Origin of the sequence: Streptomyces sp. NBC_01463 (assembly GCA_036227345.1) — a bacterium.
Classification (GTDB): domain Bacteria; phylum Actinomycetota; class Actinomycetes; order Streptomycetales; family Streptomycetaceae; genus Streptomyces.
In genome coordinates this window covers 7,144,060-7,166,257 of sequence record CP109468.1, presented here as the reverse complement: position 1 = coordinate 7,166,257, position 22,198 = coordinate 7,144,060, and the positions used below count along the sequence as shown (strand labels likewise).

Sequence of the window (22,198 nt, the reverse complement as noted above, 5' to 3'; positions counted from 1 at the left end):
TTGTTGAAACGGTTCATTCGTAGTTAACGTCCTTCCGGAGAAGGGCGTTTCCTAGCGAGGAGAAGCATGAGCCGCACCGACACCGACACGCTGCCCTGGTACGAGGACCCCGCCCCGGGTACCGGCGGGCTCGCGCCCCGGGCCTGGTTCGCGGCCTCCGACGCCGGGCGCGTGTCCCTGAACGGCGAGTGGGCCTTCCGGCTCTCGCCCGCGGCCGGCACCGAGGACGAGTCGTTCGCCCGGCCGGGGTTCGACGCCTCGGCGTGGGGGACGGTCGCGGTGCCCGGGCACTGGGTGCTCCAGGGAGCGGGCGGCGCTCCCGCGTACACGAACGTCGTCTATCCCTTCCCCGTCGATCCGCCCCGGGTGCCGGACGAGAACCCGACGGGCGACCATCTGCGCACGTTCACCCTGCCGGAGGACCGGCCGGAGGGCGGGGAGACGGTGCTCCGCTTCGACGGGGTGGAGTCCTGCGCCCGGGTCTGGCTCAACGGGGAGGTGCTGGGCGACTTCAAGGGGTCCAGGCTGCCGCACGAGTTCGCCGTGGGACATCTGCTGCGGTCCGGCGAGAACGTCCTGGCCGTACGGGTGCACGCGTGGTCGTCGGGAAGCTATCTGGAGGACCAGGACCAGTGGTGGCTGCCGGGCATCTTCCGTGATGTCACGCTGCTGCACCGGCCGCGGGCCGCCGCCCGCGACTTCTTCGTGCACGCCGGGTACGACCACCGGGACGGCTCCGGAACCCTGCGCGTGGAGTGCGAGGGGGCGCAGGGGCGGGTCCTCGTACCCGAGCTGGGTGTCGATGCCGCCGCCGGCGAACCGGTGACGCTGCCCGTCGAACCGTGGACCGCGGAGACACCGCGGCTGTACGACGCGGAGCTGGTGACCCCCGGCGAGCGGATTCCGCTGCGGATCGGCTTCCGTACCGTCGTCGTCGAGGACGGTGTCGTCAAGGTCAACGGCCGGCGGCTGCTGTTCCGCGGCGTGAACCGGCACGAGTTCGACCCGGAGACGGGACGGGCCGTCGACCTGCCGGCCATGCGGCGCGATCTCGTCCTGATGAAGCAGCACAACATCAACGCCGTACGGACCAGCCACTATCCGCCGCACCCCGCCTTCCTCGACCTGTGCGACGAGCTCGGTCTCTGGGTGATCGACGAGTGCGATCTGGAGACACATGGCTTTGTCGACCTGGAGTGGCGCAACAACCCGGTGGACGACGACCGGTGGACCCCGGCGCTGCTCGACCGGGCGGCCAGGATGGTCGAGCGGGACAAGAACCACGCCTCGGTGATCATCTGGTCGCTGGGCAACGAGTGCGGTTCGGGCCGCGGCCTGACCGCGATGGCCGGGTGGATCCGGGGGCGGGACCCGGAGCGGCTGGTGCACTACGAGGGCGACCTCTCCTGCAAGGACGTCGATGTGTACTCCCGGATGTATCCGACCCACGCCGAGGTCGAGCTCATCGGCAAGCGGTCGGAGGAGCCCCTGGGCGACCCGGAGCTCGACGCCCGGCGGCGCGCGATGCCGTTCGTCATGTGCGAGTACGGGCACGCCATGGGCAACGGGCCGGGGGGTCTGAGCGAGTACCAGCGGCTCTTCGAGCGGTACGAGCGCTGCCAGGGCGGCTTCGTCTGGGAGTGGATCGACCACGGCTTCGCCCACCCCGAGCACGGTTTCGCCTACGGCGGGGACTTCGGCGAGGAGCTGCACGACGGCAACTTCGTCTGCGACGGGCTGCTCTTCCCGGACCGCACGCCCTCCCCGGGGCTCGTCGAGTACAAGAAGGTCATCGAGCCGGTGCGGATCGGCCCCGGCGAGGCGGCCGGTTCGTTCACCGTCACCAACGGCCACGACTTCACCGGTCTGGAGCACCTGGAGTTCGTCTGGACCCGCGAGGTGGACGGCGCGGTCGTCGCCTCGGGCACCCTGGCGGTGCCGGAGCTGGCGCCGGGCGCCTCGGCCGAGGTGACGCCCGACGCCGCCGGCGACGGCCTGTGGACGGTACGGGCGGTGCTCGCCGCGGACACCGCCTGGGCCGGGCGCGGGCACGTGGTGGCGTGGGGGCAGCGGGAGACGGGCGCCGCGCCCGCCGCCGCCCCGGCGGCCGGTGAACGGCCGGTGCGGTCCGGTGGCGTGATCACGCTCGGCCCCGGCGTCTTCGACGCGGCGACCGGTGCGCCGGTGCGTGTGGGCGGCGTCCCGGTGGAGGGGCTGCGGCTGGACGTGTGGCGGGCGCCCACCGACAACGACAACGGTGCGGCCTGGCAGCCGGACGAACGGTACGGGCTGCGCTGGCGGGAGCTGGGGCTGCACCGGATGCGGCACCGCGTCGACGCGGTCGAGACGGGCGAGGACGCGCTGACCGTACGGACCCGGGTGGCGCCGGCCGGCTGGGACCTGGGGCTGCGCACCACCTACCGGTGGACGGCCGCCGGGGACCGGCTCGGGCTGACGGTGTCCGTGGTGCCGGAGGGCGACTGGCCGGTGCCGCTGCCCCGGCTCGGCATCCGGTTCGCCCTGCCCGCCGCGTACGGCGGTGCGCGCTGGTCCGGCGGTGGGCCGGGCGAGGCGTATCCCGACACCCGGGCGGCCGCGATGCTCGGGACGTGGGAGAGGGAGGTGGACGCGCTCCAGACGCCGTACGTCAGGCCCCAGGAGAACGGCGCCCGGGTGGACGTCCGGTGGGCCGAGCTGACGGACCCGGCCGGAGCGGGGCTGCGGGCGGAGGGCGGCACGCCGTTCTGGTTCACCGCCAGGCGCTGGACGAGCGAACAGCTGGACGCGGCGGAGCACCTGCCGGATCTGGTGGCCGGGGGCCGTGTGTGGGTCAACCTGGACCACGCGCTGCAGGGCATCGGTTCGCAGTCCTGCGGGCCGGGCGTGCTGCCCGAGTACCGGCTCGGCGTGGCGCCGGCGGAGTTCTCGTTCGTGTTCTCGGCGACGGGCTGATTCCGCACCCTCCTCCGCCCCGGCGGCTGCCGGGGCGGAGGAGGCTCGGGTCAGCGGAACAGGCGGCCCGGCAGCAGGTGCTGCTCGCGCAGCGCGTCGCGGACCATGGCCGCGTACTCCGTCGCCCCGCGCTCGGAGGTGTGCGTGTTGTCGCGCTTCTCGTCGGTGAGGTAGAGCGCCTTCGAGGCGTCCGGTCCCAGTTCCTCGACGCGTCGCCGGGTGAGCGCGGTCAGGTCGACGAGCGGCACGCCGTGCTCGGCGGCCAGGAGGCGGATCTGCGCGGGCAGGTCGACGCCGAGGCCGTTGACCAGCAGGGCGGTGCCGTTGTCCAGCGTGCCGTCGGTGTTGAACCAGCGGCGGACGATCGGGGTGACCAGCACCGGCCGGCCGCCCTCGGCCCGGATCGCGTCGATCATGGTGGTGAGGCTGGCCCGGTAGTCGGCCTCGGTCGTCTGCTTGTCGTTGTGGGCGAGCTGGATGAGCACGGTGTCGCCGCGGCGGATCAGCGGGCGGACGGCGGGGAAGAGCTGGGGCTGGTCGAGGTAGGTCTGTGAACTCTCCCCGGAGTCGGCGTGGTTCGACACCGATATGCCCGCCCGGAGGTACTGCGGAAGCTCTTGGCCCCACCCTGTGTAGGGGCTGCCGAGCTGGTCGCAGACGGTCGAGTCGCCGATCAGGAACAGCTGCGGGGTGCGGGCGGCCGGGGTCACGCGCAGTCCCGCGAGGAGCGGGGCCGGGCCGCCGAAGGCGAGGTCGAGCCCGGGGCTGCCGCTCGCTCCGGTGGGTTCACCCTCGGGCTCGCGCACGTCGACCGTGAAGGAGCGGATCACCTGCCGCCCGGCGGCGGTCGCGGTCTCCCCCAGCACGGTGCGCCGCGTCTCGGCCGTGACCGTCGTCCGGCCTTCGGCCGCGCCGCCGATGCGTGCGGTGACGCGGTAGGTGCCGGGGGCCACGTCGAAGTGACAGACCACCGGGGCGCTTCCGGTGCACCCGGCGGGGGCGCCCGCGCCGGATGCCGGGGCGGACGACACAGCGACGGCGGGCGCGGCGAGGGCGGTCACGGCCGCCAGGGCCGTCAGCAGGGCTGGTGCGGTTCTGCGTGCAGTGAGCACGGCGGGGCTCCTTCGGGGCTGCGGGTGCGGGTGCCCGGACGGACCATCCCCATACGGGCGCAAGCGCTTTCTACCCCTGGAAGCCATGCATTGAATCCTTTCAGAACCGAGAGAACCGATACGGCGAAGCCGGCGTCCCGCCCGGCCGGAGTCCGCTGCCGCCTGCCGGGCCCCGCCCCTGTGGGAGGATTCCCGGCACCATGAGAACCAGCTCCACCGCTTCCGGCGGGTCCCGATGAGGGGGCGCGCGAAGCCCCCGCCGTCACCGCTGGCCCAGCGCGACGGAGTCGATCCGGTGCGGGTGCGGCTGCCGGAGGATCCGGACGGGCGGTGGCCGACGGTCCGTGACCATCTGCTGGCCCGGTTCGGCGACGCGATCGGTGCGGAGCGGGTCGATGCCATGCTGGCCGGGGGCCGGTTCGTCTTCGCCCGAGGCGCGGTGACGGGCGACGAGCCGTACACAACGGGCCGGTACCTCTGGTTCCACCGGGACTTCGCCCCGGAGGAGCCGGTGCCGTTCCCGGTCGGAGTGGTGTACCGGGACGCGCACCTGGTCGTCGCGGACAAGCCGCACTTCCTGGCGACGACCCCGCGCGGCCGGCACATCACCGAGACGGCGGTGGCCCGGCTCCGCCGCGAGCTGGAGCTGCCCCGGCTGCAGCCCGCCCACCGGCTGGACCGGCTGACCGCGGGCCTCGTGCTGTTCGTCGTGCGGCCCGAGGAGCGGGGCGCGTACCAGACGCTGTTCCGGGACCGGCTCGTGCGCAAGGAGTACGAGGCGGTGGCACCGTACGATCCGGCGCTGGTCCTCCCCCGTACGGTGCGCAGCCGCATCGTGAAGGAGCGCGGGGTGATCGCCGCCCGCGAGGAGCCGGGCGAGCCGAACAGCGAGAGCCGGATCGAGCTGCTGGAGCACCGGGGCGGGCTCGGCCGCTACCGGCTGCTGCCCGCCACCGGGCGCACCCATCAGCTGCGGGTCCACATGAACGGCCTGGGGCTGCCGCTGGTCCACGACCCCGTCTATCCCCGGGTCGAGGCCGACCCCGCCCCCGACGACTTCTCGCACCCGCTGCAACTGCTCGCCAGGGTGCTGGAGTTCACCGATCCGGTCACGGGAGGGCCGCGCCGCTTCGAGAGCGGGCTGCGGCTCTCCGCGTGGCCGGAGGGGTGAGTCCCGGCCTCAGTGACCGCGGGTGATCCACTCCTCCAGGTGCGGGGCCTCCGCGCCGATGGTGGTGGAGTCGCCGTGTCCCGTACGGACGGCGGTCGCCGGGTCCAGGGCGAGCAGCCGGTCCCTGATCGAGGCGACGATCGTCGGGAAGTGCGAGAAGGAACGGCCGGTGGCGCCGGGCCCGCCCTGGAAGAGCGTGTCACCGGTGAAGACGGTGGACAGCTCGGGGGCGTACAGGCAGACGGCGCCCGGGGCGTGGCCGGGGGTGTGCAGGACGGTGAGGGTGGTGCCCGCGACCCGGATCTCCTGGCCGTCGGCCAGTTCGCCGTCGGGGGCCCGGTCGGGATGGGTCTGCTTCCACAGCGGCAGGTCGTCGGGGTGGAGCAGGACGGGTGCGCCGGTGGCCGCGGCGAGCGCCGGGGCCGCGTCGATGTGGTCGTTGTGCGCGTGGGTGCAGATGATGGCGCGCAGCGTACGGCCGCCGAGCGCGGCCTCGATGGCGGCGGCGTCGTGGGCGGCGTCGATGACGACGGCCTCGGTGTCGTCGCCGACGATCCAGACGTTGTTGTCGACGTCCCACTCGCCGCCGTCGAGGGCGAAGGTGCCGGAGGTGACGAGGTGGTCGATGCGGGCGGTCATCAGAAGACCACCACCGAGCGCAGGACGTCGCCGTCGTGCATCCGGGCGAAGGCCTGCTCGATGTCGCCGATGCCGATGGTCTCGGTGACGAACGCGCCGAGGTCGATGCGGCCCTGCTGGTGCAGGTCGATGAGCATCGGGAAGTCGCGCGAGGGCAGGCAGTCGCCGTACCAGGACGACTTGAGCGAGCCGCCGCGGCCGAAGACGTCCAGGAGCGGGAGTTCGAGCTGCATCTCCGGGGTGGGGACGCCGACCAGGACGACGGTGCCGGCGAGGTCCCGGGCGTAGAAGGCCTGCTTGTACGTCTCCGGGCGGCCGACCGCCTCGATGACGACGTCGGCGCCGTTGCCGCCGGTGAGCGCGCGGATGGCTTCGACCGGGTCCTGGGTGCGGGAGTTGACGGAGTGCGTGGCACCCATCTTCTTCGCCGTCTCCAGCTTGCGGTCGTCGATGTCCACCGCGATGATCTTCGCCGCGCCGGCGAGCCGGGCGCCGGCGATCGCCGCGTCGCCGACGCCGCCGCAGCCGATGACGGCGACCGAGTCGCCGCGGCCGACCTGGCCGGTGTTGATGGCGGCACCGATGCCGGCCATCACACCGCAGCCCAGGAGTCCGGCGACGGCCGGCGAGACCTCGGGGTCGACCTTGGTGCACTGGCCGGCGGCGACGAGGGTCTTCTCGGCGAAGGCGCCGATGCCGAGGGCCGGGGAGAGCTCGGTGCCGTCCAGCAGGGTCATCTTCTGCTTGGCGTTGTGCGTGTCGAAGCAGTACCAGGGGCGGCCGCGCAGACAGGCACGGCACTGTCCGCACACGGCACGCCAGTTGAGGACGACGAAGTCGCCCGGTGCGACGTCGGTGACGCCGTCGCCCACGGACTCCACGACGCCCGCCGCCTCGTGGCCGAGGAGGAAGGGGAACTCGTCGTTGATGCCGCCCTGCTTGTAGTGCAGGTCGGTGTGGCAGACGCCGCACGCCTGGATCTTCACCACGGCCTCACCGGGGCCGGGGTCCGGAATCACGATCGTCTCGACCCGTACCGGCTCGTTCTTTCCCGGTGCGATGACCCCTTGTACGTGCTGCGCCATTCCCGTGGTCTCCCTTTTCCCGACTCTTCGCGAGATCGATTCAGGACTTTTCCCGAGATCGATCGGAACAACCGTACGCGGTGCGGGTGGGCCGCGGGAGCGCGCCGCGTGGCCGCACCACCGTAACTCCGGGGCGGACCCCGCGCCGTCAGTCCCCGAACACCCGGCGGCCGCCCACGTACGTCGCCAGGACCCGGGCTTCGGCGATCTCCTCGGGCGGTGCGGCGTACGGGTCGCGGTCCAGGATCACCAGGTCGGCGAGGGCGCCGGCGCGGATGCTGCCGGTGTCGTCCAGGTGGTTCACGTACGCCGAGCCGGCCGTGTACGCGGCGAGCGCCTCGGTCAGGGAGATGCGCTGCTCCGGGAGGAAGACCGGGCCGGCGGCGCCGGGTGCGACGCGGTTGACCGCGGTGTGGATGCCGTGCAGCGGATCGGCGCTGCTGACGGGCCAGTCGGAGCCGGCCGCCACGGTGGCGCCGGAGCGCAGCAGTGCGGCGAACGGGTACTGGAGGGCGGCTCGTTCGCCGCCGAGGAAGGGGATGGTCAGCTCGTCCATCTGGGGTTCGTGGGCGGCCCAGAGCGGCTGGATGTTGGCGGTGGCGCCGAGGGCGCGGAAGCGGGGGATGTCGTCGGGGTGGACGATCTGGAGGTGGGCGAGGTGGGGCCGGGTGTCGGTGTGTCCGTTGGCGGTGCGGGCGGCCTCGACGGCGTCCAGGGCCTCGCGCACCGCCCGGTCGCCCAGGGCGTGGAAGTGGGCCTGGAAGCCGAGGGCGTCCAGTTCGGTGACGTACCGGCGCAGCTCCACGGGGTCGACGAAGCTGGTGCCGGTGTTGGCGGTGGCGCAGCCGCAGGCGTCGAGGTACGGGGCGAGAAGCGCCGCGGTGCCGGTCTCGGCGACCCCGTCCTGCATGATCTTCACCGTGCCGGCGCGGAAGTTCCGGCCGGTCAGCGCCTCGCGCCGGGCGACGAGTCCGGGGATCTGCTCGATGCCGTGTTCGCGGTCCCACCACAGGGCTCCGGTGACGCGGGCGGTGAGCGTGCCGTCGCGGTCCGCCGTGAGGTACGCGTCGGCCACGTCGTCCATCGAGCCGTACGTGCCGACGATGGCGTCCTGCCAGGCGGTGATGCCGAGCGCGTGGAGGTGGCGCTGGGCGCGGAGCAGGCCGGCGAGCCGGTCGGCAGCGGTGGAGCGCGGGGCGTGGCGGGCGACCAGGTCCATGGCGCCCTCCTGGAGGAGGCCGGTGGGTTCGCCGCGTTCGTCGCGTTCGATGCGGCCGTCGGCCGGGTCGGGGGTCCGTGCGGTGATCCCGGCGAGCGCGAGGGCCCGGCTGTTGGCCCAGGCGCCGTGGTGGTCGCGGTTGAGCAGACAGGCGGGGCGGTCCGGTACGGCGGTGTCGAGCTGCTGCCGGGTGGGGGCGCCGCCCTCGAACGCGTCCATGGACCAGCCGCCGCCGGTGATCCACTCGCGTTGCGGGTTCGCGTCGGCGTAGGCCCGTACGGCGGCGATGGTGGCGGTGGCGTCGCCGGCGCCCGTGAGGTCGCACTGCGCGAGTTCCTGCCCGGCGGTGACCGGGTGGACATGGGCGTCCTGGAAGCCGGGGAGCAGGAGGCGTCCGGCGAGATCGACCACCTCGGTGCGCGGGCCGATGAGTTCGCGTACCTCGTCGTGGCCGACGGCGGTGATGCGGTCGCCGGTGACGGCGACGGTGGTGGCGCGGGTGCGGGCGGCGTCCGTGGTGTGGACCGGGCCGCCGGTGAGGACGAGATCGGCGGGGGTGCGGGTCATGGTGGTTCCGTTCCGTGGGGGGTGGCGGGGTCGGCGGGTACGGGGGGTCAGGCGGGGTCGGGGGCGGGGACGGGTTCCGCGGGCGCGTCCGGGGCGACGGACCGGCCGGTGACGAAGTAGGGGGATTTCCTCGCCCACTTGGCCCAGGCGGCCGCGACGACGCCGGTCAGCAGCATGACGGCCGGGCAGAAGAGCATGAACCACCCGTTGTCGGGGCTGACCTCGAAGTGGTCGGCGGAGGTGTAGAACGTCCAGCAGAGGTAGCCGCCGAGGCCGAGCAGGACGGCGGCGCTGGCCACGGGGAGCACCACCGCGCGCAACGCCTGGGTCCAGCCCTCGCGCAGGGCGCCGCGGAAGCGCATGGCCGCGGCCAGCGCGGTGAGGGCGTAGTAGAGCGAGACGACGACGCCGATCGCGTTGACGGAGGCCAGGATCAGGTCGCCGACCTTCGGGATGACGAGCGAGAGCACGGCGATGGCGGCGGCGACGCAGCCGATCACGACGGTTCCGGCGGCGGGCGTTCCGTACCGCGGGCTGACCTTGGCCCACAGCGGCCCGAGCGTGCGGTCCCGGCTCATCGCGAACATCCCGCGCACGGTGGGGATCACCCCGGACTGCAGCGAGGCGATGGCCGAGAAGGTGAGCGCGATCAGCGGCAGCGCGGCGAGCGGCTGGTCGGCCAGCCGGTCGCCGAAGTAGGTGAGCCCCTGGGCGCCGTGACCGGTCAGCTCGTCGAGCGACAGGACGCGCTGGAAGGCGAAGGCGCCGAGCAGGAACAGGCCCAGCATCGTGAACAGCGTGAGGAACCCGGCCTTGGAGGCGTCCTGCGGGTCACGGATCTCCTCGGTGACGCTGAACGTGGACTCGAAGCCCCAGAAGCAGAAGACGGAGAGCAGGAGCCCCTGGGCGAGCTGCTGTCCGGAGGGGATGGTGAAGGGGTTGATCCAGTCCAGGCTGAACGGGTGCGGCCCGGCGAACAGCCCGTAGCCGCAGAAGCCGAGCAGGACGACGTACTCGAAGACGAGCAGGTACTTCTGGAAGGTGGCGGCCGAGCGGAGGCCGGTGATCGCGGTGAAGGTGACGGCGACCAGGACGACGATGCCGAGCGCGGTCGCCTGGGCGGTGGAGTCCGGGTCGAGCCGGAGCCCGGCCACCCGGTGCAGCCCGCCCTCGACCGCGAGCTGGAGCAGCGCGGAGCCGGTGACGGTGGTGGTGTAGGCGAGGAACACCACGGTGGAGACGATGCCGATCCAGCCGACGAGGAAGCCGAGCCAGGGGTTGAGGGAGCGGCCGGCCCAGACGTAGCCGCTGCCCATGTTGGGCTCGACCCGGTTGAGCCGGGAGTAGGCGCTCGCGATGCCCAGGATCGGCAGGAAGGCGAGCAGCATGATGATCGGCAGGTGCAGTCCGACGGCGCCGGCGGTGACGCCGAGTCCGATGCCGATGCTGGTGGTGGCCGCGGTCGACGAGGCGGCGATGGCGAAGCCGTCGACCACGCCGAGGCTCTTGCGCAGGGCCGCGGGTGCCGGGTCCGCCGCGGGTGGTTCGTCGCGGTAGGGCGTACGAGAGGACGTCACGGTCGCTCCTTCACCGAGGGGCGCTTTTCGGCCCCGATGGCGGCACATCGAACTCCTCGGGGGTTCCACACGTCAACGCTGTTGTCATAAGGTGCCCGCATGAACGCGAGCGAGCGGGTGGTGCCGGAGGGCGCGCGGCGCCGCAGGCGTCCCACCAAGCAGGGCACGGTGCTGTCCGAGGAGCTGATCGTGGAGACGGCCCTGCGGCTGATCGGCGAGCACGGGGCGGCGGCGCTCACCGTGCGCCGGCTCGGCGCCGCGCTGGGCTGCGATCCGAGCGCGCTCTACCGGTACTTCCGGGACACGGACGAGCTGCTGCTGGCGGTGGCCGACGAGTTGATCGGGCGTACGCTGCGCACCTGGCGGCAGACGGGCGACTGGCGGGCGGATCTGCGGGCGCTCGGGCTGCGGATGCACGCGGACTATCTGGCCCATCCGCAGGCGGCGTTGCTGACGTGTGCGCGGGTGACCGGGCGGACGCACGAGATCCGTTCGGTGGAGGCGATCCTCGGGGTGCTGCGGGGCGCCGGGTTCCCGGACGCCGAGGCGGTGCGGATCTACCACGTCTTCGTCGACCAGACGCTGTCGTTCGCGGCGCTGGACGCGTCGACGCTGGCGCTCCCGGAGCGGGCGAGGGCGCTGGAGGTGCAGGCCTGGCCGGATGTCTACGCCCGGCAGCCGGCGGACACCCACCCGCATATCGCGGCGACCGCCCCGGTGCTGGTCGCGGAGATGAGCCGCAGCGGATATCCGGCGGCGCTGGAGATGATGCTCGCGGCGGCCGCGGCGCGCTTGCAGCACGTGAAGCCGTAGGCGAGCGGGACAGGGCGCGCGAACACGTGGAGCCTCAGCCCGTGTTCAGGGCGCGAGCACGTCCAGTTCGTGCAGGGCGCCGACCGCGATCTCCTTGGTCAGGCGCTCGGCGCCGGCCGCGTCGCCCTCGCGGACCGCCTCGGCGAGCCGGACGTGGAGGGTGACGGCCGCCGGGTCGGGGTCCTCGAACATCACCTGGTGGTGGGTGCGGCCCGCCAGGACCTCGGCGACCACGTCGCCGAGGCGGGCGAACATCTCGTTGCCGGAGGCGTCGAGGACGATCCGGTGGAACGCGATGTCGTGTTCCAGATACCCCTCCAGCTGCTGGCCGCGCGAGGTGGCGACCATGCCGAGGGCCCGTTCGGTGAGCGCGGCGCACTGGGCCGGCGTGGCGTGGCGGGCGGCGAGCGAGGCGGCGACGGGTTCGATCGCCGAGCGCAGGACGGTCAGCGAGCGCAGCTGGCGCGGGCGGTCGGCGCCGGCCAGCCGCCACCGGATGACCTGCGGATCGTAGACGTTCCACGCCTCGGTCGGCCGCACGGTCACCCCGACCCGGCGCCGGGACTCGACCAGGTGCATGGACTCCAGGACCCGGATCACCTCCCGCACGACGGTGCGCGAGACGTCGAAGCGCTGGGCGAGCTCGTCCGTACGCAGCACCTGGCCGGGCGGATGCTCACCCGCGGCGATCTCCAGGCCCAGGGTGTCCAGCACATGTGTATGCAGCCCCTGGCCCCGTGTGGTCATGGGCCAAGCGTACGGGGGCACCCTCAGGACACCTCTGCGGGACTCCGTCTCCGGAAGCCCGCCGGGAACAAAAAGTACGACGTTTATGTCACAGCGTCTTGAATAAGTCGTACGTATGCGTTTCAGTAGCGCGACGGACCGATGTCGAGGAAGACATCGACGAAGACAGCGAGGCACCGCAATGAGCACCCCCCACGTCGTCGTGGTGATGGGCGTCGCAGGGACCGGCAAGACCACGATCGGCCCCCTGCTCGCCGCCGCACTGGGCGTTCCGTACGCCGAGGGCGACGACTTCCATCCCGCGGCGAACATCGCCAAGATGTCGGCCGGAACCCCGCTGGAGGATGCCGACCGGTGGCCCTGGCTCGACGCGATCGGGCAGTGGGCGCACGGCCGGGCGGGGCTCGGCGGCGTGGTCAGCAGCTCGGCCCTGAAGCGGGCCTACCGCGACCGGCTCCGGAGCGAGGCCCCCGGTGCCGTCTTCCTGCATCTGAGCGGCGACCGGTCGCTCATCGAGGAGCGGATGGCGGGCCGCAAGGGCCACTTCATGCCGACCGCGCTCCTCGACTCTCAGTTCGCCACCCTGCAGCCGCTCCAGGACGACGAGGCCGGCGTGGCCGTGGACGTGTCCGGCACCCCCGAGGAAATCACCCAGCGAGCCGTCGCCGCGTTGCGCCGGCTCGATAACTAAGGATCATCACCGTGACCGGTCTCAGCGTCGAGATGCTGGCAGCGGACGCCGTCGAACCCATCACTTCGGCAGGCAACGCGCAGTTGGGCATCGCCGTACTGGCGGGCATCGCCGTCATCGTTCTGCTCATCACCAAGTTCAAGATGCACGCATTCCTCGCGCTGACCATCGGCTCGCTGGCGCTCGGCTCGTTCGCCGGCGCCGCGCCGGCGAAGACGATAGCGAGCTTCACCGCGGGCCTCGGCTCCACCGTCGCGGGCGTCGGTGTCCTGATCGCGCTCGGCGCGATCCTGGGCAAGCTGCTCGCCGACTCCGGCGGTGCGGACCAGATCGTCGACACCATCCTGGCGCGCGCCAGCGGCCGGGCGATGCCGTGGGCGATGGTCCTGATCGCCTCGATCATCGGGCTGCCGCTGTTCTTCGAGGTCGGGATCGTGCTGATGATCCCGGTGGTGCTGCTCGTCGCCAAGCGCGGCAACTACTCCCTGATGCGGATCGGCATCCCGGCCCTGGCCGGCCTCTCCGTGATGCACGGGCTGATCCCCCCGCACCCCGGCCCGCTCGTCGCGATCGACGCCCTGGGCGCCAACCTCGGCGTCACGCTGGCCCTCGGTGTGCTGGTCGCCGTCCCGACGGTGATCATCGCCGGTCCGGTCTTCTCCCGCTACGCCGCCCGCTGGGTGGACATCAAGGCGCCGGAGACGATGGTCCCGCAGCGCCCCGCGGAGGACCTGGACCGCCGGCCGAGCTTCGGCGCCACCCTGGCGACGATCCTGCTGCCGGTCGTCCTGATGCTGATCAAGGCCCTCGTCGAGATCGTGGTCGACGACCCCGAGCAGGGGCTTCAGCGGGTCACCGACGTGATCGGCTCCCCGCTCATCGCGCTGCTCGCGGCCGTCATCGTCGGCATGTTCACGCTGGGCCGGGCCGCCGGGTTCACCAAGGCACGGCTCTCCACCACCGTGGAGAAGTCCCTCGCCCCTATCGCCGGTGTGCTGCTCATCGTGGGCGCGGGCGGCGGCTTCAAGCAGACCCTCATCGACGCCGGTGTGGGCCAGATGATCCTGGACTTCTCCGAGAACTGGTCGATCCCCGCGCTGCTGCTCGGCTGGCTGATCGCCGTCACGATCCGGCTCGCGACCGGTTCGGCGACCGTGGCCACCATCTCGGCGGCCGGTCTGGTCGCCCCCCTGGCGGCCGGCATGTCGACCTCGCACGTGGCCCTGCTGGTCCTCGCCGTCGGCGCGGGATCGCTCTTCTTCAGCCACGTCAACGACGCCGGGTTCTGGCTGGTGAAGGAGTACTTCGGGATGGACGTCGGCCAGACGGTGAAGACCTGGTCGGTGATGGAGACGATCATCTCCGTGGTCTCGCTGGCCTTCATCATGCTGCTGTCACTGATCCTCTAGCCGCTCCCCCGGCTCCCGCCACAGCGGGTGCTCGCGACGGGCCCAACGGCGCTCGACCGATCCGGTGCGCATGCCACGGCGTGCCTCCGGGTCGGCGAGCGCCATCGCGATGTGTCCGCCCAGCACGATGCCGATCGCGAGCGCCAGCCAGTCGTGGACGAACGTCGCGCCGGTCCGCCACATCAGCGGGGCGATTCCGGTGAACCACATCAGCAGCCCGGTGCCCGCCATGACGAGCACCGCTCCCGCGATCCAGGCCGCGTACAGCTTCTGTCCGGCGTTGAACTTCCCGGCCGGCCGGGCGGAGGGCCGGTGGTCACGGCGGCGCACCGCCCGCAGCCACTGCCGGTCGTGCGGCCCGAAGCGGTTGAGCCGGCCCAGATCGGCCCGCAGGGACCGCGCGAGGAGTCCCGCGAGCAGCGGTACGGGGATGAGCAGCCCGGACCATTCGTGCACGGTGACCACGAGGTGGCGGCGTCCGACGAGTTCGGCGAGCTGCGGCACGTACAGGCAGGCCGCGGTGGCCACACAGGTGAGCATCAGCGCCGACGTCGTGCGGTGCACCCACCGCACCGGCGTGCTGAACCGGCGGACCCGCCCGTCCGTCTCAGGTCGTGGGGGCATCGTCGCGGCCGTTGGACCGGCCGACCCAGGCGTCGACGTCATATCCGAGCTTCTCCCAGTAACCGGGGCGAACCGAGTCCGTGACGGTGATCCCGGAGAGCCATTTCGCCGACTTGTAGAAGTACATGGGTGCCACGTAGAGCCGGACCGGGCCGCCGTGGGAGTGGGAGACCGGCCGGTCCTGCATCCGCAGCGCGACCAGGACGTCGGCGCGGCGGGCCTGTGCGAGGGTGAGGCTCTCGCTGTAGGTGCCGTCGAAGCAGGTGAAGCGGATCGCCTTCGCCCCGGGCCTGACCCCGGCCGCGTCCAGCAGGGCGGAGAGCCGGACGCCCTCGAACGGCGTCTCGGGCACCCGCCAGCCGGTGACGCACTGGACGTCCCGCACCATCCGGGTCTGTTCCATCCCCTTCAGGGCGTCCAGGGTGTAGGTGGCCGGGCGGTCGACGAGGCCGTCGACGGTCAGCCGGTAGTCGGCCGCGCTCCGGCGCGGTACGGACGAGGCGACGGAGTAGTAGCGGAAGCCGCCGCCGTTGGGCAGCAGTCCGGTCAGTCCGGTGGGGTCCTTGTCGGAGAGCGCGCCCAGGCCCGATTCCAGCGTCCGTTGCAGGACGGGCGCGGCGACGAGTCCGGCGGCGCCGAGGCCCAGCATCGTCAGGACCAGCCGGCGGCCCACGGGGGTTCCGGTGCCGTCCGGATCGGGGCCGGAACCCCCGTGGGGCACCGGCTCGTCCTGCCCGGCGTCGGAAGAGGAACTGTTCACCCTTCGATTCGAGCACTCCGGGCGGCCGGACGCCAGGGGCGGCGGCGGTCCGTCACCGTCCCGTCAGATTCTCCCCGCTCCGGGCGGGCCGCCGGTGGCAGACTTGCGCCATGCCGAACCGTGAAGCGCTCAAGCCCTTCCTCCTCGTCTTCCCCGGTCCGCTGCGCGACCGGCTGGTCCGGGCGGTCCTCGACGGTCAGAAGGTCTCGACGACCGGACTGCTCGTGGAGTACCAGGTGGAGCAGGAGGAGCCGCCGCCCGTGGGCGAGCGGTCCGCACTCATCGACTCCGACGGGCGGGAGATCGCGGTGCTGGAGATCACGGAGGTGCGAATCCTGCGGCTCGGGGACGTCGACCTGCGGCATGTGCTCGACGAGGGCGAGGGCGACACCTCGGTGGCCGGGTGGCGTGCGGGCCACGAGCGGTTCTGGCACAGCGACGAGATGCGGGAGGCACTCGGCGACCCGGAGTTCACGGTCGACGACGACACACTGGTGGTCGCCGAACGGTTCCGGGTCGTCGAACTGATCGACCAGGACTGATCGACCGGGACTGATCCACCGGGACCGCCCGGCCGGGACCGGCCGGCCCTCCGGCAGCGCGCGGGCCGACGGCCCCGCCCCCGGTCAGCCCCGGTCCGGCTCCGCCGCCGCGTCCTTGGCGAGGCCCAGCCGGCGCCTGACCGCGAGCAGCCGGGGATGGCGCTCGTGGAGTTCGGCCGAGCGGCGGTCGAGCTCCTTGCCGAGGCGTTCCGTGCGCTTCTCGATGTCGAGCTCGTCCAGGATGCGGTCGACCTCGGCGAGCAGCGCCCCGTGCAGCTGCCACTTCCTGGGGTGTTCCTGGACCGCCGCGAGCAGCAGGTCCGCCACCCGGTCGCGGGTCGCCCGGCTGACCGTGAGCGCGTCGGCCAGCCGTGCCTCGGCCCCTTCGGCGTTCGCGGCGACCGGGGTGGTGATCAGGGTCGAGAAGCTCTCGGCGGCGTCCGCCAGCTGCCCGAACAGGTCCGTGAGCCCGGCGGCCACTTCGGCGGGGAAGAGGGGTTCGCCGGCCCGGTCCTTGGCCAGGTCCGTGAGGGTCCTGGCCAGCACTCGCAGCACCACGGCGCAGATCTCCAGGGTGTCGAGTCCGGTGCGCAGCACGACGCGGTAGAGCAGCCCCTGGCGCACCCGGGGGTTGAGCATGAGGCTCTCCTCTGCCTGCCGCAGCGAGGCGTCCACCGCCACGATGTCGTGGTCGATGCGGCGGGCCCGGTGCAGCCGTTCGGCCGCCTCCTCGACGGTGACCCGGCCGCCCAGGTCACCCCCCAGGTCACGGAAGAGGTCCCCCATCTCGCGGGCCAGGCCGTCGATCGACTGTCCCGCCGACTGCACCCACACGGGCGGGGCGAACAGCAGGTTGAACAGCAGGCCCACGCCCGCGCCGATCAGCGTCTCGAAGATGCGCTCCCACGCGGTGTCGGCGACCTGGGAGACGCCGAGGACCAGCATGGCGCTGATCGCCACCTCGGGGACGAACTCGTTCACCCGCACCAGCCGGCCGATGATCAGCGAGGTGAAGATGGTCAGCCCGAGGCTCCACCAGGACAGCCCGACCAGCGAACTGAACCCGCTCGCGATGAGGACGCCGACGACCACGGAGTTCACCCGTCGGATGCCCGTGGTAAGGGTCGCGTAGAGGGTGACCTGGACGACGAGCAGCGCGGTGAGCGGAGCGGTCAGGGGCGCGGGCTGCGACAGGGTCGCCGTGGCCACCGCATAGGCGATCACCGCCGCCCCCGTGGAGCGCAGGGTCTGGGCCCCCACGGGTTCGGTGGTGCGCCGGACGAGTTTGATCACGGGCTCGGCTACTCCTGGCATCTCCTTACCGTGCCCGGATCCGGCGCTCCCGCCCGGTTTCCCGCCCGAACCCCATCGGACGGACGCGCCCGAGGGCCGTCCCGCTACCCGACCGCCTCCGCGGCCGCCCGGCCCGCGGCCCGGCCGGAGAAGATGCAGCCGCCGAGGAAGGTGCCCTCCAGGGAGCGGTAGCCGTGCACCCCGCCGCCGCCGAACCCGGCCGCCTCACCGGCCGCGTACACCCCGGCGAGCGGGGTGCCGTCCGCGGTGAGGACCCGGGAGGACAGGTCCGTCTCCAGTCCGCCGAGCGACTTGCGGGTGAGGATGTTGAGCCGGACGGCGATCAGCGGCCCGGCCTTGGGGTCGAGGATGCGGTGCGGTGCGGCCGTACGGATCAGCTTGTCGCCGAGGTAGGTGCGGGCGCCCCTGATCGCGGTGATCTGGAGGTCCTTGGTGAACGGGTTGGCGATCTCCCGGTCGCGGGCGGTGATCTCGCGGCGCAGCTCGTCCTCGTCGATGAGCCCTTCGCCGGTCAGCGCGTTCATGCCGCGGACCAGGGCGCCGAGGTCCTTCTCGACGACGAAGTCGACGCCGTTGTCCATGAAGGCCTTCACCGGTCCGGGCACGTCCGCGCGGGCCCGGCCGATCACGTCACGGATGGACTTGCCGGTCAGATCGGGGTTCTGCTCGGAGCCGGAGAGCGCGAACTCCTTGCCGATGATCTTCTGGTCCAGGACGAACCAGGTGTAGCCGTGGCCGCTGCGCATGATGTGTTCGAGGGTGCCGAGCGTGTCGAAGCCGGGGAAGAGCGGCACGGGCAGCCGCTTGCCCCGGGCGTCCAGCCAGAGCGAGGAGGGGCCGGGGAGGATCCGGATGCCGTGCTTGGCCCAGATCGGGTTCCAGTTCTCGATGCCCTCGGTGTAGTGCCACATCCGGTCGCGGTTGATGTGGTGGGCGCCCGCGTCCTCGGTGATGCCGAGCATCAGCCCGTCGACATGGGCGGGCACGCCGGAGAGCATCTTCTCCGGCGGGGTGCCGAGCCGCTCGGGCCACTGCTTGCGGACGAGGTCGTGGTTGCCGCCGATGCCGCCGGAGGTGACGATCACCGCCTGGGCCCTGAGCTCGAAGGTGCCGGCCGTCTCCCGGCTGCTCGCGGTGCCGCGCGCCGCCGCGCTCGGCTCCAGGATCTCGCCCGTCACCGTGTCGGTCGTACCGTCGGTGCGGCCGAGTCCGGTCACCCGGTGCCGGAAGCGGAAGCTGACGAGCCCCTTGGCGACGCCCTCGCGCACCCGGCGCTCGAAGGGGGCGACGACGCCGGGGCCGGTGCCCCAGGTGATGTGGAAGCGGGGGACGGAGTTGCCGTGGCCGTTCGCGTCGTAGCCGCCGCGCTCGGCCCAGCCGACGACGGGGAAGAACCGCATGCCCTGCTGGTGCAGCCAGGAGCGCTTCTCACCGGCGGCGAAGTCGACGTACGCCTCGGCCCACTTCCGCGGCCAGTGGTCCTCCTCGCGGTCGAAGCCGGCCGTACCGAGCCAGTCCTGGAGGGCCAGCTCATGGCTGTCCTTGATCCGCATCCGGCGCTGTTCCGGCGAGTCGACGAAGAAGAGACCGCCGAAGGACCAGTGCGCCTGACCGCCGAGCGACTGCTCGGGTTCCTGGTCGAGCAGGATCACCGAACGGCCCGCGTCGACGAGTTCCGCGGTGGCGACCAGCCCCGCGAGTCCCGCCCCGATCACGATCACATCAGCGTCGTACGCCATGGGTTCCATCCTTGTCGGGGCGACCGGGCCGTTGTCCGGCGGAGGGACCGCAGGTCACCCGTGCGGCCGTTCGCGAAGTTACTCGTGCGTCAGATCTTCGGCACCGGCCGCCCCGGCGTCAACCGCCCGGTCGGCCGCACTCCGGCCGCACCGGCGGCCCCCAGGCGCTATCGTCGAAACAAATCACCCTCTTCCGGCCTGACTTGGGGTGGACAAGCGTGTCGGTGCTGGTCCTGGTGCTCGCCGTGAGCGCCGCCTGCTGCCTGGGGTTCGGCTTCGTGCTGCAACAGGCCGCCGCCAGCCACGCCCCGAGGAGCGACTACCTCTCGCCCCGGCTGCTGCTCGACCTGATGCGGGTGCGCAGCTGGCTCGCCGGTATCGGTCTGATGGTCTGCGGCATGGTGCTGGGCGCGCTGGCCCTGGGCAAGGGCGAGGTCTCCGTCGTCGAGCCGCTCCTGGCGACCAATCTGCTCTTCGCGATGGCCCTGTCCCGTCACCGCACCGGGCAGCGGCTGGGCCGGCAGGGCTGGGCCGGGCTCTGGCTGCTGGCCGGCGGGGTCGCCGCCTTCCTGGTGGCGGGCGAGCCGAAGGGCGGGCAGGCGGTGTCGAGTCCGCTGCGGCACTGGCTGGTGATCGGTGTGGTGGTGGGCTTGGCGCTGCTGCTGACCGCGTTCGCGAAGCGGTCACGGTCGGGGTTGTCCCCGGCGCTGCTCGCGGTGGCGGCGGGGCTGCTGTACGGCCTCCAGGACGCCCTCACCCGGGTCAGCGGCGAGCGGTTCTCGGACGGGGGCTGGGCCGGGCTCGTCACGGGCTGGCAGCCGTACGCGGTGCTGGTGCTGGGGGTGACGGGGCTGATCCTCGTACAGAGCGCGTTCGAAACGGGTCCATTGCGGATGTCGCTGCCGGCCCTGACCGCGGCCCAGCCGCTGGCCGGGATCGCCTGCGGGATCGGGTTCCTGGGCGACCAGGTGCGGACCGACACCGGCGCCCTGGCCTGGCAGGCGGCCGGGCTCGCGGCGATCGTGGGCGGGATCGTGCTGCTCGGGCTGCACCCGGCGATGCCGGAGGGGCCGGTGGGCGGACGCCGCTCGCAGAGCCTCCAGCCGCACTGAGCGACGCCCGGCAGACGCACCCCGCGGCCCACCGGAAGATGTCCCGTTCCTCACAGTCGTCCGCCCGGCGTAGCAATTAATAATGGCCAGCATTACATTGGCGTCATGGCGAGAACGTCGGGACAGTCGGGACAACAGACCAGGGACAAGCTGATCCGTGCGGCCGAGGAGATCTTCGCGGCGCAGGGCACGGACGGCGCGCAGCTGCGCGACATCGTCGCCCTGGCGGGTCAGAGCAACCCCTCCGCGGTGCAGTACCACTTCGGTTCCCGGGCCGGGCTGCTCGACGCCGTGATGGCCGGCCGCCAGGAGCGCACCGAGCGGGTCGTCGCACCGCTGCTGGGCTCGCTCCCCGACGACTGCGGTGTACGGGACCTGCTCACCGCGCTGGTGACGGCGGAGGCGAGCCTGCTCGCCGACGACCGGGGCCGCCGCTGTCTGCGGATCTCGGCCGGGCTCAGCCATGAGACCGGGCTGCGGACCGGCCGGCCGCACCCCGCGCTGGACGGCACGGCCTACGGCCGGCTGATCGGCCGGATCGGGGACCGCCTGAGCGCGCTGCCGGAGCCCGTCCGGCTGGAGCGGCTCGATCTGGCACTCACCCTGATCGGCGCGGCGCTGGCCGACCGGGCCCGCCAGGGTCTCGACGGCACCCGGCCGCTGACCGGCCAGGAACTCTTCCTCGCCGACCTCGTCGGCAGCACCACCGCGTTCCTGCACGCCCCCGCGCCGCACGGCGCGTGAACCACCCGCACCGCACGAAGCAAGAAGGACATGTCATGACCGACAAGAACAGCCTCACCGGCCGGACCGTCATCGTCACCGGCGCCGCCCGCGGCCTCGGCGCCGAGGCCGCCCGCCTCGCCGTGGCCGCCGGCGCCGATGTGGTGATCACCGACGTGCTGGACGAGGAGGGCGCGGCCACCGCCGCCGGGCTCGGGCCGAAGGCCCGCTTCCTCCACCACGACGTGACCTCCGAGGAGGACTGGCAGCGCGTCGCCGAGCTCACCCTCGCCGAGTTCGGACGGATCGACGGCCTGGTCAACAACGCGGGCGTCTCGACCGGCCAGCCGCTGGAGACCGAGACGGTCGAGCACTTCCGCAAGGTCATCGACATCAACCTGACGGCCGTCTTCATCGGCATGAAGACGGTGATCCCGGTGATGAAGGAGAGCGGCGGCGGTTCGATCGTCAACATCTCCTCGGCGGCCGGTCTCATGGGCCTGGCCCTGACCTCCAGCTACGGCGCGTCGAAGTGGGGCGTGCGCGGGCTGACGAAGGTCGGCGCGGTGGAGCTCGGCACCGCGCGGATACGGGTGAACTCGGTGCACCCCGGCATGGTGTACACGCCCATGACGGCCTCGGTGGGCATCCGGCAGGGCGAGGGCAACTACCCCAACACCCCGATGGGCCGGGTCGGCGAGGCCGGTGAGATCGGGGAGGCCGTCGTCTTCCTGCTCTCGGACGCCGCCTCGTACGTTACCGGTGCCGAACTCGCCGTGGACGGCGGCTGGACCACCGGCCCGACCGTCAGGTACGTCATGGGGCAGTGAGCCCCGTCGGAGGTCTGCTGTTGGATGAAGGGCATGAATCCTTCTGACGAGATCCTGGACATCGTCGACGAGAACGACGTGGTGGTGGGGCAGGCCCCGCGTGGTGAGGCGACCGCGCGGGGCCTGCGCCACCGCTGTGTGTTCATCGAGGCCCGGGACGCCGAGGGCCGGATCTTCGTGCACCGCAGGACCGCCACCAAGCTGGTCTTCCCCTCCCACTACGACATGTTCGTCGGCGGGGTCGTCGGCGCCGGTGAGTCCTACGGCGAGGCGGCGCTGCGGGAGGCCGAGGAGGAGCTGGGGGTGTCCGGACTCCCCCGGCCCGAGCCCCTGTTCAAGTTCCTCTACGAGGGCGGCGGCCACACCTGGTGGTCGTACGTCTACCGGGTACGGTGCGAGCTGCCGGTGAGTCCGCAGGTGGAGGAGGTCGCCTGGCACACCTTCCTGACGGACGCCGAGCTGGAGCGGCGCCTCGGCGAGTGGGAGTGGGTGCCGGACGGCCTGGAAGGCTACCGACGTCTCCGGGCGTTCCGGGAATCATCCTGAACCGGCCGGGGATGCTCGCCAAAGCG

General features: G+C 72.4%; 20 protein-coding genes. 10 read left to right on the top strand and 10 right to left on the bottom strand.

Going from position 1 to position 22,198, the window contains the following annotated elements; translation table 11 throughout:
• Positions 1-66 precede the first annotated feature (66 nt).
• Positions 67-2,952 carry a DUF4981 domain-containing protein gene (locus tag OG521_31635; GenBank protein WUW25069.1) on the top strand — a complete coding sequence of 962 codons (2,886 nt, stop codon included), beginning with the start codon at positions 67-69 and terminating at the stop codon, positions 2,950-2,952.
• A 50-nt stretch (positions 2,953-3,002) separates the two neighbouring features.
• Here OG521_31635 and OG521_31630 read toward each other — a convergent pair whose 3' ends face one another.
• Positions 3,003-4,064, bottom strand: coding sequence for a rhamnogalacturonan acetylesterase (locus OG521_31630; protein WUW25068.1), 1,062 nt, complete (start codon positions 4,062-4,064; stop codon positions 3,003-3,005).
• A 235-nt stretch (positions 4,065-4,299) separates the two neighbouring features.
• Here OG521_31630 and OG521_31625 point away from each other — a divergent pair, with 235 nt between their 5' ends.
• Positions 4,300-5,235 carry a pseudouridine synthase gene (locus tag OG521_31625; GenBank protein ID WUW25067.1) on the top strand — a complete coding sequence of 312 codons (936 nt, stop codon included), beginning with the start codon at positions 4,300-4,302 and terminating at the stop codon, positions 5,233-5,235.
• A gap of 9 nt (positions 5,236-5,244) precedes the next feature.
• On the opposite strand, the gene OG521_31620 is transcribed toward OG521_31625, so the two are convergent.
• The 4 genes from OG521_31620 to OG521_31605 all read right to left on the bottom strand — a co-directional run bounded on the left by OG521_31620 (position 5,245) and on the right by OG521_31605 (position 10,322).
• Positions 5,245-5,874 carry an MBL fold metallo-hydrolase gene (locus tag OG521_31620; GenBank protein WUW25066.1) on the bottom strand — a complete coding sequence of 210 codons (630 nt, stop codon included), beginning with the start codon at positions 5,872-5,874 and terminating at the stop codon, positions 5,245-5,247.
• Positions 5,874-6,959, bottom strand: coding sequence for an S-(hydroxymethyl)mycothiol dehydrogenase (locus tag OG521_31615; protein WUW25065.1), 1,086 nt, complete (start codon positions 6,957-6,959; stop codon positions 5,874-5,876). Before OG521_31615 ends, OG521_31620 begins: the two co-directional genes overlap by 1 nt.
• A gap of 148 nt (positions 6,960-7,107) precedes the next feature.
• Positions 7,108-8,745, bottom strand: coding sequence for an amidohydrolase (locus OG521_31610; GenBank protein ID WUW25064.1), 1,638 nt, complete (start codon positions 8,743-8,745; stop codon positions 7,108-7,110).
• 47 nt (positions 8,746-8,792) lie between these two features.
• Positions 8,793-10,322, bottom strand: coding sequence for an APC family permease (locus OG521_31605; protein ID WUW25063.1), 1,530 nt, complete (start codon positions 10,320-10,322; stop codon positions 8,793-8,795).
• Positions 10,323-10,421: 99 nt separating this feature from the next.
• Here OG521_31605 and OG521_31600 point away from each other — a divergent pair, with 99 nt between their 5' ends.
• On the top strand, positions 10,422-11,135 hold the full coding sequence (locus OG521_31600; protein ID WUW25062.1) for a TetR/AcrR family transcriptional regulator: 714 nt from the start codon (positions 10,422-10,424) through the stop codon (positions 11,133-11,135).
• Between the two features lie 45 nt (positions 11,136-11,180).
• On the opposite strand, the gene OG521_31595 is transcribed toward OG521_31600, so the two are convergent.
• Entirely contained in the window at positions 11,181-11,882 is a 702-nt protein-coding gene (locus tag OG521_31595) for a FadR family transcriptional regulator (protein WUW25061.1), read from the bottom strand.
• A 181-nt stretch (positions 11,883-12,063) separates the two neighbouring features.
• Here OG521_31595 and OG521_31590 point away from each other — a divergent pair, with 181 nt between their 5' ends.
• Both OG521_31590 and OG521_31585 read left to right on the top strand, forming a co-directional pair.
• A complete protein-coding gene (locus OG521_31590; protein WUW25060.1) occupies positions 12,064-12,573 on the top strand; it encodes a gluconokinase in 510 nt (169 codons plus the stop codon).
• An 11-nt stretch (positions 12,574-12,584) separates the two neighbouring features.
• Positions 12,585-13,982, top strand: a complete 1,398-nt coding sequence (locus tag OG521_31585) for a GntP family permease (protein WUW25059.1) — start codon at positions 12,585-12,587, stop codon at positions 13,980-13,982.
• On the opposite strand, the gene OG521_31580 is transcribed toward OG521_31585, so the two are convergent.
• Together OG521_31580 and OG521_31575 are read right to left on the bottom strand one after the other, a co-directional pair.
• Positions 13,968-14,606, bottom strand: coding sequence for a cytochrome b/b6 domain-containing protein (locus OG521_31580; protein WUW25058.1), 639 nt, complete (start codon positions 14,604-14,606; stop codon positions 13,968-13,970). The two genes, OG521_31585 and OG521_31580, sit on opposite strands and share 15 nt — an antisense overlap.
• Entirely contained in the window at positions 14,590-15,255 is a 666-nt protein-coding gene (locus OG521_31575; GenBank protein WUW26871.1) for a molybdopterin-dependent oxidoreductase, read from the bottom strand. The genes OG521_31580 and OG521_31575 overlap by 17 nt, the downstream gene beginning before the upstream one ends.
• A gap of 221 nt (positions 15,256-15,476) precedes the next feature.
• Between OG521_31575 and OG521_31570 the strand changes: the two genes are divergently transcribed.
• Positions 15,477-15,908 carry an ASCH domain-containing protein gene (locus tag OG521_31570; GenBank protein WUW25057.1) on the top strand — a complete coding sequence of 144 codons (432 nt, stop codon included), beginning with the start codon at positions 15,477-15,479 and terminating at the stop codon, positions 15,906-15,908.
• An 84-nt stretch (positions 15,909-15,992) separates the two neighbouring features.
• Here the strand turns inward: OG521_31570 and OG521_31565 are convergent, their stop codons facing one another.
• Positions 15,993-17,222 carry an aromatic acid exporter family protein gene (locus OG521_31565; protein ID WUW25056.1) on the bottom strand — a complete coding sequence of 410 codons (1,230 nt, stop codon included), beginning with the start codon at positions 17,220-17,222 and terminating at the stop codon, positions 15,993-15,995.
• Between the two features lie 83 nt (positions 17,223-17,305).
• Entirely contained in the window at positions 17,306-18,961 is a 1,656-nt protein-coding gene (locus tag OG521_31560) for an FAD-binding dehydrogenase (protein ID WUW25055.1), read from the bottom strand.
• A gap of 218 nt (positions 18,962-19,179) precedes the next feature.
• Here OG521_31560 and OG521_31555 point away from each other — a divergent pair, with 218 nt between their 5' ends.
• The 4 genes from OG521_31555 (at position 19,180) to OG521_31540 (ending at position 22,172) form a co-directional block, all read left to right on the top strand.
• Positions 19,180-20,073: a DMT family transporter gene (locus OG521_31555; protein ID WUW25054.1), complete on the top strand. Its 894-nt coding sequence runs from the start codon at positions 19,180-19,182 to the stop codon at positions 20,071-20,073.
• 105 nt (positions 20,074-20,178) lie between these two features.
• Entirely contained in the window at positions 20,179-20,817 is a 639-nt protein-coding gene (locus OG521_31550; GenBank protein WUW25053.1) for a TetR family transcriptional regulator, read from the top strand.
• A 35-nt stretch (positions 20,818-20,852) separates the two neighbouring features.
• Complete coding sequence (locus tag OG521_31545) at positions 20,853-21,626, top strand: glucose 1-dehydrogenase (protein ID WUW25052.1); 774 nt, start codon at positions 20,853-20,855, stop codon at positions 21,624-21,626.
• Positions 21,627-21,659: 33 nt separating this feature from the next.
• Positions 21,660-22,172 carry an NUDIX domain-containing protein gene (locus tag OG521_31540; protein ID WUW25051.1) on the top strand — a complete coding sequence of 171 codons (513 nt, stop codon included), beginning with the start codon at positions 21,660-21,662 and terminating at the stop codon, positions 22,170-22,172.
• Positions 22,173-22,198 lie beyond the last annotated feature (26 nt).